This is a genomic window from Chitinophaga rhizophila, assembly GCF_019492185.1.
In the GTDB taxonomy this organism is placed as follows: domain Bacteria; phylum Bacteroidota; class Bacteroidia; order Chitinophagales; family Chitinophagaceae; genus Chitinophaga; species Chitinophaga rhizophila.
In genome coordinates this window covers 2,024,403-2,039,945 of record NZ_JAICCF010000001.1, presented here as the reverse complement: position 1 = coordinate 2,039,945, position 15,543 = coordinate 2,024,403, and the positions used below count along the sequence as shown (strand labels likewise).

Genomic DNA, 15,543 nt, shown 5'->3' with positions numbered 1-15,543 from the left:
ACAAACAAACTCAAAACGAGAACCCATGAGAAAACAATCTCTGATTCTTTCTGTAGCAGTAGCGCTGATCGCTTTCAGCTCTTCATGTAAGAAAGATAGCAACATCGTAAACGATCGTCCATTGACAGCTGCAGCAGCTGACCACACTTGTGGTGATAGCACCATCTCCGGTGTAATCACTTCTAACCTGTATCTGGGTGACTGTAAGATCTACAAACTGAGCGGTATTGTGTACGTATCTAATAATGCTACACTGACTATTGCTCCAGGCGCTCTGATCCATGGTGTTAAAGGTGCTGCAGGTACTGCAGGTGGTACTTTAGTTATCACTCGTGGTGCTAAAATCAATGCTGCTGGTACCCAGGCAGCTCCAATTATCTTCACTTCTAACCAGGCAACGCCAGCTTCTGGTGACTGGGGTGGTGTAGTAGTATTAGGTAGAGCTGACATCAACCAGGGTGATTCTGCACTGGTAGAAGGTATCGGTGGTACACCTCCAGCAAGCGCTTATTATGGCGGTTCTATCAACAATGACAACTCTGGTGTACTGACTTATGTAAGAATTGAGTACGCTGGTTTTGAACTGACCTCTGACAACGAACTGAACGGTCTGACACTGGCTGGTGTTGGTTCCGGTACTACAGTTCACCACGTTGAAGTTTACAAATCTAACGATGACGCATTTGAGTTCTTCGGTGGTACTGTAAATGCTTCTTATCTGATCGCTATCGATCCGCTGGATGACATGTTCGATTTCGACAACGGTTTCTCTGGTACTATCGACTACGCTTTAGGTGTGTCTGATCCTACCCGTGCTGATAAGAGCCAGTCAAATGGTATCGAAAGCGATAACCTGGCTACTGGTGATTCAACTGTTGCTCCTTACACTAAAGCTATTATCAATCACATGACTATCATCGGTCAGTCAACTGCTGCTGCTGCTGCTATCACTAACGGCGCTCCGTCTGGTACTGGTAGATATGGTCGTGCTGCACACTTCCGCAGAAGCAGCCGTTTCGATGTAAGAAACTCTATCTTCATGGGCTTCACCAATGGTATCTCTGTTGATGGTTCTTCTGTAACATCTGGCGGTGTAACAAGAGTAAGCAACACTCCATGCGCTTATGTAAGAAACCTTTCTACAATGAGCAATAACCTGGTACATGCTTATACTAACCCAACTTTGTTGGAAGGTTCAAGCCTGTGTTCTGCGCTGCTGGCTAATAGATTTGCTGCACAGGTACTGCCTTACAGCGGTACTAATGCTAACGCTGGTATTCGTCTGGTTAACCCATTCGTAAGAGGTACAGCTGCTAACTATTATCCTGCTGCTACTAGTGATGCGCGCACATTTGCTGCCGGTGCATTCACATTTGGTGGTGCTGACTGGACTGCTGGTTTCGGTCGTTTCTAGTGATCACTATTATAGAGTGTGGAGAGCAAGTCTCTCCACACTTTCTTTAAAAACAATAAAACATGTTGAGATTTTCAAAGGTTATGTTAATGGCAGTTTTCGTATTAATGGCTGCCTGCAAAAAGGGGGAACCTGTAGATGAGTTTTATTTTGCTTCATTCACAGCAGAATTACTCGCTTTACCAGGAACAACGACAATAGATGCATACGTTGATGGCGTAAAAGTTGATTCGCTTGAATCAGGAAAAATTATAGGTACTGCCTCACCTTTAATGCTAGCCGCCGGAAGGGAAAGCACAATTGCATTTAAAAAGGCGGGTACAGACGAAGTGCTGATTGATACAGTGGTAAATGTTACAGCTGGTGATAAACTGGCGTTAAAATTGGCTTGTAGCCCGGAGCTTGGTATTCAAAGCTTTATCTCAGCCAGTGAAGGGAATATAGCAGTAGATACAGCTGTGTTCTTCATATTTAATCAGTTGCCGGTTGAATTACAGGCAGACGATGTACATGTTGACGCTTTTCTTTTCAAATATAATGGAACTGAGTATGTTGAAACAGGTATCTCCTGGATTGATTTTGCGAAGAACAAGCTGCATCCAAATCAGACAAAAATACAGGTGACCGCAGAAGATGGATCACCTATTGAATATATGGTCAAACTAAAGAATAGTGAAACCGGTGAATATCTGTCAGATGCTTTTGGTATCAGTGAACTTGGACTCTACTTTTTGCCTGGCGAAAGGCAGATCATCACATTTAGAGCCATGCAGGCATTTGGAAGATGGAAATTTATGACGGATACCGCTGCTTATTAAACATGATATTATTAACAATCATGACTGATAAATTAACCCCTTTGGCAAAATATGATGTTTGCATCGCATAACATCTCCTAGAATGTTTCACCGAATGGTATGTTGTATCAACAGCGTACCTTTTTTTATTATAAGCTACTGGTATACCTGAGGAACTCTATCCCTAATACCTTATTAAAAAGATTGTTATGAAAATGACCTTTTGACTAGTCCCAGTCATTATTGTACTGTTGACCTTAAACATTAACCTATAATAGCGTAATCCAACAACTGCAGTAAGCTATTTGTCTACTGTAGCTGTGCTGCCGAAGTACTAGGTATCAATGCATATATCTTGGCGGCTCCTGACTGGACAGAAGGCTTCTCAAGATGCTGACAATTGGTTTTCGCATAATAGCAAAGGGCTGCCTGAAAACAGCAAGCAGCCCTTTTATCATAAGGGTTATATCAACTAGTGATTATCTTAATACCGTTGGTATCTTTAGGATGTTCTTGTCTGCTATGTCACCCTGGGCATCAAAGTAGCGTTTCACTGACTTCTCTGGGAGTATATGTTCTCTTCCGCCGCCTGATATGATAGCAATTGCTTTGGCTATCAGAGGGTCACTTTCTTCTCCAATTTCGGCCAATGGTAACTTGCCCATTTCATCTACCTGGTAGTCCGGAGTAATACCATCCACATAACCGCCTGCATCTCTAGCATTGAACAGATTGTAAGTGACAGGTAGTAAAGTATATGGTATACGCTGCGGAGCACGCATATCTGTGATAATAACTGCTGCTTTATCTTTTCCAAGTGTAGACTGCCCGATCTGTATTACCTGCATATAAGGTTTCAGCGTATTAATGGTAAGTTCAGCCGCGGAAGCTGTTTGTGGTCCGGTAAGGATAAATATGCGCTGCAAGGACAATCTGGCGTCAGTAAGACTACTAAATTGTATAGGAGCATTATTCTCTGGCACTGATAAAGCAGACTTAAATGAAACAGTGCGATGTCCCATATTGTTATTACCTGCATATTTAGCGAAGGTGCTATTTTCATCAATATCTGGCGCAACTAGGGCATTAAGTAAGGCGGCACCTGCTACACTGCCCCCTGGATTATAACGCAAGTCGAGAATCAGCTCTGTGGCTCCAACGCTTTTGAACTGGGTGAATGCATGAATGACATTCGCATTGTAGCTGTCGTTAAATGCATTGTAGAACAGGTAGGCTACATTCTTACCATTCACCTTCCGGATATCTTGTTTGTATATAGGCTGTTCTCTGATGGTCCTGGCATTCAGGGTGATGTCTGCGCGTTTCGTAATTACATTATTGTCAGCAGTGGCCATTGTGAGTACAGCATCATTGCTGTTCAGCATGGACCGGCTCAGCGATGCTGCGTTGTCAGGGGTAAGTATTGTACCATTGATAGCAATGAAATAATCTCCTCTTTTGATGCCAAGGTTTGCAGGCCCGGAGCCGGGTACGGTCAGTTGTACAACACCAATTGCTCCGCCTGGTGCACTGGTATGGCTGATGATATTAAAGGTTAGTCCAAAGGTATGCAGCATATACCTGGTATTAGAGGATGGATTGTCAGGGCGGTAGATAGTCGAGAACCTATCAGCCTTGTCTTTCAACATACTGAAGAAATCTATAGCTGACGGCTGACTATCTGCCCTGGCAGGTAATGTGTGGTTCCAGAGGTAGAAGTATCTCATGCTGTCTAGTATCCAGGTATTGACCTCATGCCGGGTTACTACACCTGTAGGCACTGCGGGCTTATCTGCATCATCTTTTGAGCAGCTAATGACCAGTAAAGAAGCTGTTATCATGAAAAGGGGCTTCCGAAGCATATCACTGTAGGGTTAATCTGTTTACATATCATAATGCGCCATCATTTCCCGCCTGATATACTGCAGGGCAAGATTAAGATGATTTCTTACAGTAGTGGGCGACAAGCTTAATTGGTCAGCGATCTCTTTATGGCTTTTACCTTTGTCACGGCTCAGTAGATAGATATTCCGCCGTTGTTCAGGCATTTGTTCTATCAGTTTATGTACCTGCTGGCTAAATTCCTTCCGCATGAGCGAATCTTCATCTCCGCTTTCTGCTGTTGCCTGCCCTGTTGATAGTTCTGACAGTGATTTTCTTTCGCGGTATAGTTTTCTGGTCTCATCAATCACAATATGTTTGACAAATACGAACAGGAGGGGGAATACGTCCTGATCCTTATTCACCTTGTGAATATTCTCCCAAAGTTTGATGAAACACTGTTGTGTCACTTCCTCTGCCCGCTGACGGTCATCAGTAAGCTTAAATGCGAACCTGTACACCTTCTCCCTGTTGGCTTCAAATAACTGCCCAAAGAGTATTTTGGATGGGTTATCAGACATAGTGCTTGATATATGGTTGCTATAATGGAAAATAAATGTACGCAGCACATGTTACTTGAATGTTAAGCCTCTGTAGCAGGGCATTTCAGCTGTCGGAAAGTGGGTAGAAACTAGCCTATTATGAACTATTTCATCAATTTATATACATTTGCCCCATGTCTACAGAATTGTATAATAAGATATTTGATCAGTGTATAGCTGATTATCATGTACACAACAGCGTACACCAGCCTATCCATAATCCTTATGAAAAAACAGCTTTTGAGCACCTCCTGTACCTGAAAAACTGGATTGATACTGTGCAGTGGCACCTGGAGGACATCATCCGCGACCCATTAATAGATCCGGTAAAGGCGTTGGAAATCAAGCGGTGGATCGATCGCTCTAACCAGGAGCGTACTGATGTGGTAGAGTATATTGACGGTTATTTCCTTGACAAATACAAAGATACTCCAGCGGCAGCCGGTGCGACTATTAATACAGAAAGTCCTGCCTGGGCAATAGACCGCCTGTCTATCCTGGCATTGAAAATATTCCATATGCGGGAGGAAGCAACCCGTGCTGACGCTACTCCGGAACACCGTGAGGCCTGCCAGCGTAAACTGGATATCCTCCTGGAACAGCGTCAGGATCTGGGTAGTGCTATCAGCCAGTTACTGGAAGATATCGCTGCTGGACGGAAATACATGAAAGTCTATAAGCAGATGAAGATGTATAACGATCCTTCCTTAAATCCGGTGCTCTACAAGGGAAAATAGTCTATGCCTCAACATCTGAAAACTATACTGGCAATCCGGTTTTCCGCCATGGGAGACGTGGCAATGACCATTCCGGTAATGCAGCAGGTATTGGAACAACATCCTGATATACAGATCGTTTTTGTCTCTAACAAGAACTGGGGCGCTCTTTGTGCCGGTATTCCCAGGCTTATATTCCATCCTGCTGATCTGAAAGGTGCTCATAACGGTTTCAAAGGCCTCTTCCGCCTGTTTCGTGAACTGAACCAGACCTACCAGATTAACGCTGTTGCCGATCTGCATCATGTACTGCGCTCACAGATCGTGCGTACCTTCTTCAAATTAAGTGGCAGGCCAGTAGCTGCTATTGACAAAGGCAGGGCAGAAAAGAAAGCGCTTGCCCGTCCGGAAGCAAAAGTCCTGGTACCATTAACCAGTACTATTGAGCGATATGCGGCGGTCTTCAGGAAATTGAACCTCCCGGTCACCATTCACCCAGATCGTCCCGTTTTCACCCGTCAGGAGCTAAGTAATGAGATTCGGGAAGTTACTGGTCCTAAGAATGGAGATAAATGGATTGGATTGGCACCTTTTGCTACTTACAAAGAGAAAACTTACCCGCTAGCTAAAATAGAAGAGGTACTAGCCGCCCTGGTAAAAAGAAAACATACCAAGGTATTGCTGATGGGCGGGGGCGCAACAGAAGTCGCCCAACTAACTTCCCTGGCTGTAAAATATCCTGAGGCTGTCGTTGTAGCAGGAAGATTCCGCCTGCCACAGGAAATGGCCATCATTAGTAACTTCGATGTCATGATCAGTATGGACTCTGCCAATATGCACCTGGCGTCTCTATTTGGAGTGCCGGTTGTATCTATATGGGGCGCTACCCATCCATACGCCGGCTTTATGGGGTTTGGCCAGGATGAAAAGAATGCGGTACAACTGGAAAACCTTTCCTGCAGGCCCTGTTCCATCTTCGGCAACAAGCCTTGCTTCCGCGGGGATCATGCCTGTATGGAGTGGATTCCCCCAGCTTCTGTAGAGGAGAAAGTGATAAATTTGACAGAATCTGAATAAAATTTCAAGAATTTTTTTGCAGATTAAAAAAAAATACTAATTTCGCCATCCCAAATCGCGCTGTCCTATAGTATAATGGTAGTACATCTGATTTTGGTTCAGACTGTCTAGGTTCGAATCCTGGTAGGACAACAGAATAAAGAAACCGCTCTTGCAGCGGTTTTTTTATTACCCATACGTAACCCGGTTGTTCAAAAAACTTAACATTTGTAAAAAATACCCCTATGAGAAAGATAATCCTCTACATAGCTATTAGCCTCGATGGCTTTATTGCCCGTAAAGACGATGATATCAAATGGCTGACTGAATTTCCATATCCGGAAAATGACGACTATGGATATGCAGACCTGCTTTCCCGTATTGACACTACTATCATGGGGAACGCCACCTATAGCGTCGTAAGGGATTCACTCGAGCCCTGGCCCTACGGCGATAAAATGAGCTATATATTTACCCGTTCCGCTGCCGGTGAAGACACTGACAATATAAAGTTCATCCGTAACGATATTCCGGCTTTTATTGACCACCTGCAGCAAACCCCAGGTAAAGATATCTGGCTGATAGGAGGGGGCAAGCTCAATACCCTGTTTCTTCAACATGACTGGATTGATGAAATGATCATCCATGTCATACCCGTTATCATCGGAGAAGGCATCTCCCTGTTTGAAGGCAGTACTTTCGAGCGCCGTTTTAAACTGGAAGAAACCCAAACTTACTCTACCGGTGTAGTCATGCTACGCTATTCCAGACAGAACACTTAAAATCAATTCTGCATTTGTTACCGCTGTAGTATAATTTTGCAACTATACGTGTACGGCTAAATAACAGAGCAATGAATTTTTATACGCGCAAATGGGTTAAACCGGAAGACCTTAACGCACATGGTACCTTATTCGGAGGTAGCCTGCTGCGGTGGATAGATGAAGAGGCAGCCATCTATTCTATCATACAGCTGGGAACTAACAGATGTGTGACCAAGTATATGTCCGAGATCAACTTCGTCAGTTCTGCAAAACAGGGCGATATTGTAGAACTGGGCATAAAAGCTACTCACTTCGGGCGTACCTCCCTGACGCTGACCTGTCAGGTGAGAAATAAAATCACCCAGAAAACCATCCTGACTGTGGATAAAATGGTATTTGTAAGCGTGGATGAAAATGGTACTCCCTGGCCACATGGACGTACCAGGATTACCTACACCGATGAACGGTTACGCGAAGAAGGCTAATACCAGCTTTAAACAGTTATCATACACAAAAAAGCCAGTGAAATCATCGTTTCACTGGCTTTTCTTATATAATCAGTTTAATTGACTCAGGCTGCGGCGGCAACTTCCATCTGCACCGTCTTCCGGGGCGCATATTTAATCCTGTTTGATCTTTCAGAGAATGGACGCTCTATGTACTTCCAGAATACATATCCCACACCCAGGCAGAATAATACAGTGAAAACAAACAGCGCTATATCATACTGAGGCTTGACATACCGGCCTGCAAGATTGATAAGCTTTATCCCCAACGGGAAATGTAGTAAGTATACTGAATAAGAGATCTCCCCCAGAAAATCAAATGATTTATGCACCTTGCCGGTATATAGCATAATCACCAGGATTGTGAACGTTGCGGCAATAGTCGGCGCGGCCCCATCAAAGAGATAGGTAAATGCAACTATCGCTGTAATATACCCTGCTTCCAGCCAGTTTTTCCCGCCTTTCATGTACATCACATAGCCAATGATGCCTATCATAAAGTATAACAGATGACTAAAAAGGTCTATGTAGTTCACTACTGCTGTCTGGCTAAGCAGCATAAATAAAGGAATGCTTACTGCCAGTGTCAATCGCTGATACTTTTGCAGTAATACAAAGAATAACCCGATAAACAGATAGTATTCCGCTTCTACCTTCAGTGTCCAGAATACCGGATTGGAGTCTGGGTGATGCAGGTAAAAAAGACTAAGGAAAACAGACCAGGTGGTTTCGGGAAAAGCAATATGTTTTACTGCTGTGGATAATGCCAGTACAACCAGTGTGATGCCCAGCGCAATGAGGTATGGAGGATGTAAACGGATCAGGCGTTTTAATAGAAACTTTCCATAGTGTTCCAGCTGATAACGTCCTTTGTCCAGACTAAGGGGAATCACAAATCCGGAGATAACAAAAAATACCTGTACGCCGTATTTGCCATATTCATGAAATGCATTAAAAGTTCCTGCAAAGGCGTTACCCTCATTAAATGGTTGACCAAAGTGGCAAAAGCATACCATCAGCACAGCAAGTGCCCTTAGGAAGCTCAGGCTCTCTACCTTCCGTTGTGTGTTCATGATAAAAGTTTTTCTAAAGTATGGTAAGACAAAGATACTTTCTCTCACCTGTTGGTTCCCTTACTTAAAAGAGGGCATTTTAACTACTATAACAAGTAGCGTCTAGCCAGGAGTGCTTACCAATACCGAACCCTTCAGGATGTCCATTTTGACAAATGAGTCTGTTTCCCGGAAGCCGGCATCTATCCACAACTGCTTACATTGAGGGTTGGCATACAACACCTTAACAGGTCGTTGCTTCCTGTCAATACTCTCTTTTACCTTGTTGATAAAGTCCTCCATAATCACCTCGTCAAAAGGATTAAACAGAAAAATGACGCCCACTGTCTCAGGAACGGTATACTTGCGGGCATCCTGACAAGCAACACTGATCCGGATGTTCTTATAACGGGTATATAACATGTCCCGCATCTTGACGGCCGACTGATACAGGCGTGGGGAAAGGTCAATACCTGCCAATGCTTTGAATCCATAGGCGGCACCCATAGCCAATACTCTGCCTCTGCCACAGCCTACATCCAGCAGGGTGGTCTTCAGATCAGTTGGTTGAAGGTGGTCCAGTAGCCAGGTTGCGGTATAATAGTTAACCGGCTCATACATAGCAATGTGTTGCCGGTCCTCATCCGACACTTCTGTCGCCAGGTTGTCTGTGCCGATGGTCCGGATACCGTATTTTTTCTCTCCCCGGATCTCATGCCGGATGATGAACAATGCCAGGGCGATACCCCAATGCCAGCCAATATATATGAAATAAGACAGGTACCGCATAGTATTTATTGAGATGCAAACTGTTACAGGGTAATATCTTCGGGATTATAGGGTTCAAGCAGTAACATCTGTAATTTAAGTAATTTCTGGCAGATAGGGGTATAATGTAAAAGCTGCCCCGGGTCAGGAGGCAGCTTCCATAAATATGTATAGTCTTTTATGAATGATCCTTCAGCCGGGGCTGACGTAACTGTACTGGTTTGGTACTCTTGGACTTCATTTTCAGATTCAGCATCTCTATAAATACAGAGAACGCCATCGCAAAGTAGATATATCCTTTCGGGATGTGCTGCTCAAAGCTTTCTGCAATCAGCGACACACCAATCAATAACAGGAAGGAGAGTGCCAGCATCTTCACCGTAGGATGTTTATTTACAAAGTTGCTGATGCTTTCTGCTGCCAGTACCATTACGCCTACTGCAATAATTACCGCTACTATCATAATCTGGATATGGTCTGCCATACCCACGGCTGTAATAACAGAATCCAGCGAGAAAACAATATCCAGCAACAATATCTGTATGATTGTCCGGGTAAAGCTGGCCGGTTTAAAGTTCTCTGATTCATGCTCTCCGCCTTCCAGCTTTTCATGAATCTCTGCGGTACTCTTGTAGATGAGGAACAAGCCGCCTACCAACAAAATTAAATCCCTGCCGGATATAGCAGTAGCCTCCAGCCATTTGGGCGACGCTATACCTATCCATTCCCCGACATTAAACAGGGGGGTAGTCAGCGACATGATCCAGCTGATAGACAGTAATAGCAGTATCCGTACAAACATCGCCAGGGTAAGACCCAGCCTGCGTGCTTTTTTCTGTTGATCCGCAGGTAACTTACCTGCCAGGATGGAAATGAAGACAATATTATCTATTCCCAATACAATTTCCAGCACGCTTAGTGTTAAAAGGCTGATCAGTGAATCTATTGTAAACAGGCCTTCAGCGGAAAAGATGTTTTCCATGTTCAATATGCATTATAGGTTTGATGCTCAATCTTACACTTTTTTCCCTTTATCCTTTATTCCATTTGATAGCCGGCGAATCATACCGCCGAAAATGAAGTAATGGAAGGGTAACATCGCATACCAGTATAACCTTCCCCAAAGTCCGCGGGGCCGGAAAGTAGCCGTTTGCTTCAATACTGGTTGCTGATCCTCCTCCACTATCTGGAACTCCAGCCACGCTTCGCCGGGTAATCTCATTTCCGCAAACAGTAACAACCTGCGCTGCTGCTTGTCTGCCACCAATACCCGCCAGAAGTCCAATGCATCGCCGGCATGGATATCCTCAGGATGGCGTCGCCCTCTGCGTAAGCCTACTCCGCCAACTATTTTATCCAGAAAGCCCCGTATACGCCAGAGGGTATTCGCATAATACCAACCGGTATTGCCACCTATCCGCCATACATTCCCTAGCACTGCGGCCGTATCCATATCCTTACGGATTGGTATACTCTTCTCATCTTTCAGACAGCCATAAGTGGGTACTTCAATGTTATCCATCCACGTCTGCGGGGTGTTGGCTGAAGAAAAGGAGTCTTTCCAGCTGCTGGCCACCAGGTTCTGCTCTATCTTCCCGAAGGCTAGCTGTACTGCGTTCTTATAGGGCACGGGTTGAATGCCCAGTTTCCCGGCCAGATCGTTAGGCCTCGCTGTGACATCTACCTTCATGCTATCCACCAAATTTACTGCCAGCGGATAAGAGGTAGACGTAATGAAATATAACCAGTAAGAAGACAACCGGGGTGTCATTACCGGTAATGTCAGAATATAACGCTTCAGTTGCCTTACTTCCGCATATTGTAGCAACATCTGACGATAAGTAAGTACGTCCGGACCGGCAATGTCGTAATTCGCATTATAAGTATCTTCCCTGCCTGCCACGCCACAAAGGAAGTAGATGACGTCTCTGATGGCTATCGGCTGACACCGTGTATTCAGCCAGCGGGGTGTGATCATTACCGGCAACTTCTCTACCAGATCCCTGATAATTTCAAAGGAAGCACTGCCGGAACCTACTATAATACCGGCCCTCAACGCGGTTAAAGGTACCGGCCCCTCTTTCAGAATGTTCTCTACTTTCAACCTTGAACCTAAGTGCCTTGAAAGGTCTTCCTGGTTGACTATACCCGTCAGGTAGATGATCTGCTTACAATCGGTATTACTGATGAGTTGCACGAAACGCTTAGCCGAGGCAGTTTCCTTCTCCTCAAACTTACCCCGTGTGCTCATAGAATGTACCAGATAGTACGCTACATCAACATCCTTAGGGAAGACTGTTGCTCCTTCAGATTGCAGGAAGTCCACTTCCAGTACCTCTACCGGATAGTTCTGCTGCTGGTTAAACCTGTCTTTATCCCTTACGCAGCATATTACCTGATGTCCCTGTTCCAGCAGTACGGGAATCAGTCGCTGGCCTATATAGCCATTTGCGCCTGTCAGCAGTATCTTCAAAGTGAAAGTAGTTGATAGTTATCCCATGTACCGCAAAATCTGCACCAGTGATGCAGTGAACATTAACGGCTAAAAAACAGGGAAAACCGGCTGTTATTGGATACTTTTGTTTCATTAACCCTTATATAACAATATGAGTATAAAAGTAATTGCCTTTGATGCGGATGACACGCTTTGGATCAATGAACCCTATTTCCGCGAAACTGAAGCAGAGTTTTGCCAATTGATGGAAAGCTACCTGCCACAGCATACCGTAGTACGTGAACTACTCCAGACTGAAATCAAAAACCTGTCTCTCTACGGATACGGGATCAAAGGTTTCATACTGTCAATGATCGAAACCGCCCTGACCATCTCCAATAAAACTATTGATATCAATGCTGTGGAAAAGATCATTGAGTATGGTAAAGCGCTGCTGGCCAGACCAGTAGAAGTACTCGATGGCGTACCCGAAGTACTTGCTGCACTGAAAGAGAATTACCGGCTGGTAGTAGCTACCAAAGGTGACCTGCTGGACCAGGAGCGTAAACTGCGTAATTCCGGTGTGCTCCACTTCTTCCATCACGTCGAAATCATGTCAGATAAGCAGGAAGCCGACTACCGCAAACTGCTCAAACACCTGGATATTGCGCCCGAACAATTCCTGATGATAGGCAACTCCCTGAAGTCAGACGTACTGCCTGTACTCGGTATTGGTGGCAATGCTATTCATATCCCATATCACATCACCTGGGAACATGAACATGTAGATGTGCATATCGATAATCCAAACTTCAGGCAGGTAGAACATATCTCAGATGTACTGCCGCTACTGTATGCACCATCCATGTAGCCATACTATCATCCTCACTATATAACCATCCTATACTGTCTGCATAGCAGCGGATATACTATTGCCCGTAAATGCCTAATTATTACCGGGATTTACTATTTTGTAGCCCACGTTAAAATTCCATATTTACTCACTACTCAAGTCTAAGAAATGAATATTAAATGGATAGTGTACAGCGCTGCCGCACTAAGGAAGCTGCTGACTTTCGCTTTCTTACTGATCACGTGTACACTGCATGCCCAATACAATTCCTGGCAAGGTAGCTGGATCACAAATACAGAAGATACCACAGCCACCAAAGCACCCTACTTCAGAAAGACCTTCCGCGTTGATAAAAAGATTGCTAACGCTACTGCCTATGTAGCCGGCGTAGGTTATCATATCGTATATGTGAATGGCCGCTCCGTTACTGACGCAGTACTGGAACAGGCCTATACCCGCTATGATAAAAGACTGCTGTATAAAGTATACGATGTTACGTCGTTACTCTCCTCCAAAGGACCACAAAGTATTGCCGCCGAGCTGGGTAATGGCTGGTACAATATACAGTCACACGCGGTATGGGGCTTTCAGAATGCACCCTGGAGAAACACACCCCGGCTGCTGCTGGACCTGGTCATCCGTTACGAAGATGGTACTACTACCACTATTGCTACTGACGATTCCTGGAAATGTGCAACTGGTCCCAGCCAGTTCAACTGCCTTTACTCCGGAGAAATCTATGACGCACGCCAGGAAGTACCTGATTGGAATCAAACTACCTTCAATGACGCTTCATGGAAACAGGCGATGAAAACATCCTCTCCCGGCGGAGAGCTGCATGAACAGATAATGCCTTCAATCAAAATCATCAGGCATATAAAACCGGTATCTGTTAAGAAGCTGGGTACCGGCAAATATCTCTTTGATATGGGCCAGAACTTTTCAGGTGTTGCCACCCTGCGTGTAAAAGGGATAGCTGGTACCAAAGTGACCATGTATTACGGAGAAGTCCTTAAAGACGGCGCGCTCGATATGGTCCATAATACAGAACATATGCGTAGTATGCCCGGCGAACTCCGTTTCCAGACAGACGTATACTACCTGAAAGGTGGCGGCCAGGAAACGTTTACCCCCCGGTTTGTATACCACGGATTTCAATACGTACAGGTAGAAGCTGACAATGATCTTGCATTGGATAAACAGTCTCTTGAAGGGCTTTTTTATAGCACTGATTTTGAAGAAGCTGGGCACTTCACCAGCTCAGATGAGATGGTGAACAAACTATATGAAGCTGCCCGCCAGTCATACCGTAGCAATTTCCTCAGTATACCTACAGATTGTCCGCAACGTGAAAAGAACGGCTGGACTGCTGATGCACACATTTCAGCAGAGATCGGCCTGTGGAACTATCATACTGCCAGCAGTTACCGTAAGTGGCTACATGATGTGAGAGATGCCCAATTACCAAGTGGCAGTATGCCTGGTATTGCTCCGTCTAATGGCTGGGGGTATGACCGCCCGGGTAATGAAGAGTTTACTTTTGGCCCTGCATGGGGTAGTGCATTGGGATTTGTTACCTGGTACATGTACCTGTATCATGGAGATACGGCCCTTGTACGTGAACACTATGACGCATTTAAAAAGTATACAGATGTGGTAGCAAAAGGTGCAGAAGGGTATCTATTTAAACATGGACTGGACGACTGGATGTCGCTGGTTAAAACACCTGTTACCTTTACCTCTACTGCCTATTTCTACACAGATGCGTTACTGGTAGCTAAAATGGCGCGGGTGCTGGGAAATAAGGCAGACGAAGTTACTTATACAACACTGGCAGATAGTATCCGCAATGCTTTTAACCGTACTTATTTTGATGGCAATTCAGGGCATTATAAAGATAGTACCATGACGGCATTAAGTGCAGCCGTTTTTCATGAACTGGCTTCACCTGATGCAGCAGTATCTGCTGCGAAACAACTAGCTGCAAAAGTAGCGCGAAATAACTACCATGCAGACTTCGGTGTGATGGGTACCAAATATGTATTACCGATGCTAAGTGAGCATGGGTATGCCGACGTTGCATTCAGACTACTGACTGATACCGGTTACGCCGGTTGGGCACATTGGATTGCTAATGGCGCTACCACCTTGTTTGAAGACTGGCCAGGTGAGTTATCACATAATCATATCTTCTTTGGCGACTACTGTGCCTGGTTTTATAAGACACTGGCCGGTATCCGTCCGGATGAAAATGCACCTGGCTTTAAACACTTCTTTATACAGCCTGCTTTTGTACAGGCGCTCAACTTCGTAAAAGCTGATTATAACAGCCGGTATGGTAAGATCAAGGTAGAATGGAAAAGAAACAAACAAACTATCACACTTCAGGTTGAAGTGCCCTCATCGGCTACGTTGCGGTTGCCTGCAGGTTTGTTAAAAGACAAATCTTTGAAAAAGGTTACCATCGGTAATCAACCCTATGAAGAATTAACATTAGGCAGTGGCAAATACAGCTTCAAGATAAAAGCATAACATCACATGATTGCTATCAGATGCCCGGTATAACAGCCGGGCATTTTCTTTTGAGTAATGCCAGTATATTCCGTTGTATAGAAATGTACTGTAGTTACTTAGATGGATAACTGTTATTAGTTGGTGTAAATTGTGTTGATATGATATCCCGTGATGGGGTAGAAGGGTAGTAGCGTGTTTTCAGGAAGGTAACAGACAGATGGGAGGGGGTAGTCACATTATTTTGAG

At 44.7% G+C, this 15,543-nt stretch carries 14 protein-coding genes and 1 tRNA gene; 9 read left to right on the top strand and 6 right to left on the bottom strand.

The genetic code is table 11. The features are described 5' to 3' along the window. The first annotated feature begins 25 nt into the window (after positions 1-25). A complete protein-coding gene (locus K1Y79_RS07610; protein ID WP_220249395.1) occupies positions 26-1,414 on the top strand; it encodes an FIG domain-containing protein in 1,389 nt (462 codons plus the stop codon). Between the two features lie 62 nt (positions 1,415-1,476). Continuing rightward, positions 1,477-2,232 carry a hypothetical protein gene (locus K1Y79_RS07605; protein ID WP_220249394.1) on the top strand — a complete coding sequence of 252 codons (756 nt, stop codon included), beginning with the start codon at positions 1,477-1,479 and terminating at the stop codon, positions 2,230-2,232. Between the two features lie 458 nt (positions 2,233-2,690). Here the strand turns inward: K1Y79_RS07605 and K1Y79_RS07600 are convergent, their stop codons facing one another. Further along, positions 2,691-4,052, bottom strand: a complete 1,362-nt coding sequence (locus K1Y79_RS07600; RefSeq protein ID WP_220249393.1) for a S41 family peptidase — start codon at positions 4,050-4,052, stop codon at positions 2,691-2,693. A 42-nt stretch (positions 4,053-4,094) separates the two neighbouring features. Further along, positions 4,095-4,613: an RNA polymerase sigma factor gene (locus tag K1Y79_RS07595; RefSeq protein ID WP_220249392.1), complete on the bottom strand. Its 519-nt coding sequence runs from the start codon at positions 4,611-4,613 to the stop codon at positions 4,095-4,097. A gap of 155 nt (positions 4,614-4,768) precedes the next feature. Between K1Y79_RS07595 and K1Y79_RS07590 the strand changes: the two genes are divergently transcribed. From K1Y79_RS07590 to K1Y79_RS07570, 5 genes are all read left to right on the top strand, one after another. Next, positions 4,769-5,371 (top strand): DUF4254 domain-containing protein, encoded by a 603-nt coding sequence (locus K1Y79_RS07590; RefSeq protein WP_220249391.1) that lies wholly within the window; start codon positions 4,769-4,771, stop codon positions 5,369-5,371. A gap of 3 nt (positions 5,372-5,374) precedes the next feature. Further along, positions 5,375-6,427 carry a glycosyltransferase family 9 protein gene (locus tag K1Y79_RS07585; RefSeq protein ID WP_220249390.1) on the top strand — a complete coding sequence of 351 codons (1,053 nt, stop codon included), beginning with the start codon at positions 5,375-5,377 and terminating at the stop codon, positions 6,425-6,427. Between the two features lie 61 nt (positions 6,428-6,488). Beyond that, positions 6,489-6,559: transfer RNA gene (locus K1Y79_RS07580), tRNA-Gln, on the top strand. A 92-nt stretch (positions 6,560-6,651) separates the two neighbouring features. After that, positions 6,652-7,188, top strand: coding sequence for a dihydrofolate reductase family protein (locus tag K1Y79_RS07575; RefSeq protein WP_220249389.1), 537 nt, complete (start codon positions 6,652-6,654; stop codon positions 7,186-7,188). A gap of 71 nt (positions 7,189-7,259) precedes the next feature. Beyond that, complete coding sequence (locus K1Y79_RS07570) at positions 7,260-7,655, top strand: acyl-CoA thioesterase (protein WP_220249388.1); 396 nt, start codon at positions 7,260-7,262, stop codon at positions 7,653-7,655. An 86-nt stretch (positions 7,656-7,741) separates the two neighbouring features. Here the strand turns inward: K1Y79_RS07570 and K1Y79_RS07565 are convergent, their stop codons facing one another. The 4 genes from K1Y79_RS07565 to K1Y79_RS07550 form a co-directional block, all read right to left on the bottom strand. Continuing rightward, the gene (locus tag K1Y79_RS07565; RefSeq protein ID WP_220249387.1) at positions 7,742-8,749 is read right to left on the bottom strand and encodes an acyltransferase family protein; all 1,008 of its coding nucleotides are present in this window, start codon (positions 8,747-8,749) and stop codon (positions 7,742-7,744) included. A 102-nt stretch (positions 8,750-8,851) separates the two neighbouring features. Then, a complete protein-coding gene (locus tag K1Y79_RS07560) occupies positions 8,852-9,517 on the bottom strand; it encodes a methyltransferase domain-containing protein (RefSeq protein WP_220249386.1) in 666 nt (221 codons plus the stop codon). Between the two features lie 157 nt (positions 9,518-9,674). Further along, positions 9,675-10,478, bottom strand: a complete 804-nt coding sequence (locus K1Y79_RS07555; protein WP_220249385.1) for a TerC family protein — start codon at positions 10,476-10,478, stop codon at positions 9,675-9,677. Positions 10,479-10,511: 33 nt separating this feature from the next. After that, positions 10,512-11,969, bottom strand: coding sequence for an SDR family oxidoreductase (locus K1Y79_RS07550; RefSeq protein WP_220249384.1), 1,458 nt, complete (start codon positions 11,967-11,969; stop codon positions 10,512-10,514). Positions 11,970-12,102: 133 nt separating this feature from the next. On the opposite strand from K1Y79_RS07550, the gene K1Y79_RS07545 reads away from it, so the two are divergent. Beyond that, the gene (locus tag K1Y79_RS07545; RefSeq protein WP_220249383.1) at positions 12,103-12,801 is read left to right on the top strand and encodes an HAD family hydrolase; all 699 of its coding nucleotides are present in this window, start codon (positions 12,103-12,105) and stop codon (positions 12,799-12,801) included. 150 nt (positions 12,802-12,951) lie between these two features. Continuing rightward, positions 12,952-15,315, top strand: a complete 2,364-nt coding sequence (locus tag K1Y79_RS07540) for a family 78 glycoside hydrolase catalytic domain (protein ID WP_220249382.1) — start codon at positions 12,952-12,954, stop codon at positions 15,313-15,315. The last annotated feature ends 228 nt before the right edge of the window (positions 15,316-15,543 follow it).

Coding starts and splice junctions, on each gene's coding strand:
- K1Y79_RS07610 (WP_220249395.1), top strand. CDS start 26: ATGAGAAAACAATCTCTGATTCTTTCTGTAGCAGTAGCGCTGATCGCT.
- K1Y79_RS07605 (WP_220249394.1), top strand. CDS start 1,477: ATGTTGAGATTTTCAAAGGTTATGTTAATGGCAGTTTTCGTATTAATG.
- K1Y79_RS07600 (WP_220249393.1), bottom strand. CDS start 4,052: ATGATAACAGCTTCTTTACTGGTCATTAGCTGCTCAAAAGATGATGCA.
- K1Y79_RS07595 (WP_220249392.1), bottom strand. CDS start 4,613: ATGTCTGATAACCCATCCAAAATACTCTTTGGGCAGTTATTTGAAGCC.
- K1Y79_RS07590 (WP_220249391.1), top strand. CDS start 4,769: ATGTCTACAGAATTGTATAATAAGATATTTGATCAGTGTATAGCTGAT.
- K1Y79_RS07585 (WP_220249390.1), top strand. CDS start 5,375: ATGCCTCAACATCTGAAAACTATACTGGCAATCCGGTTTTCCGCCATG.
- K1Y79_RS07575 (WP_220249389.1), top strand. CDS start 6,652: ATGAGAAAGATAATCCTCTACATAGCTATTAGCCTCGATGGCTTTATT.
- K1Y79_RS07570 (WP_220249388.1), top strand. CDS start 7,260: ATGAATTTTTATACGCGCAAATGGGTTAAACCGGAAGACCTTAACGCA.
- K1Y79_RS07565 (WP_220249387.1), bottom strand. CDS start 8,749: ATGAACACACAACGGAAGGTAGAGAGCCTGAGCTTCCTAAGGGCACTT.
- K1Y79_RS07560 (WP_220249386.1), bottom strand. CDS start 9,517: ATGCGGTACCTGTCTTATTTCATATATATTGGCTGGCATTGGGGTATC.
- K1Y79_RS07555 (WP_220249385.1), bottom strand. CDS start 10,478: ATGGAAAACATCTTTTCCGCTGAAGGCCTGTTTACAATAGATTCACTG.
- K1Y79_RS07545 (WP_220249383.1), top strand. CDS start 12,103: ATGAGTATAAAAGTAATTGCCTTTGATGCGGATGACACGCTTTGGATC.
- K1Y79_RS07540 (WP_220249382.1), top strand. CDS start 12,952: ATGAATATTAAATGGATAGTGTACAGCGCTGCCGCACTAAGGAAGCTG.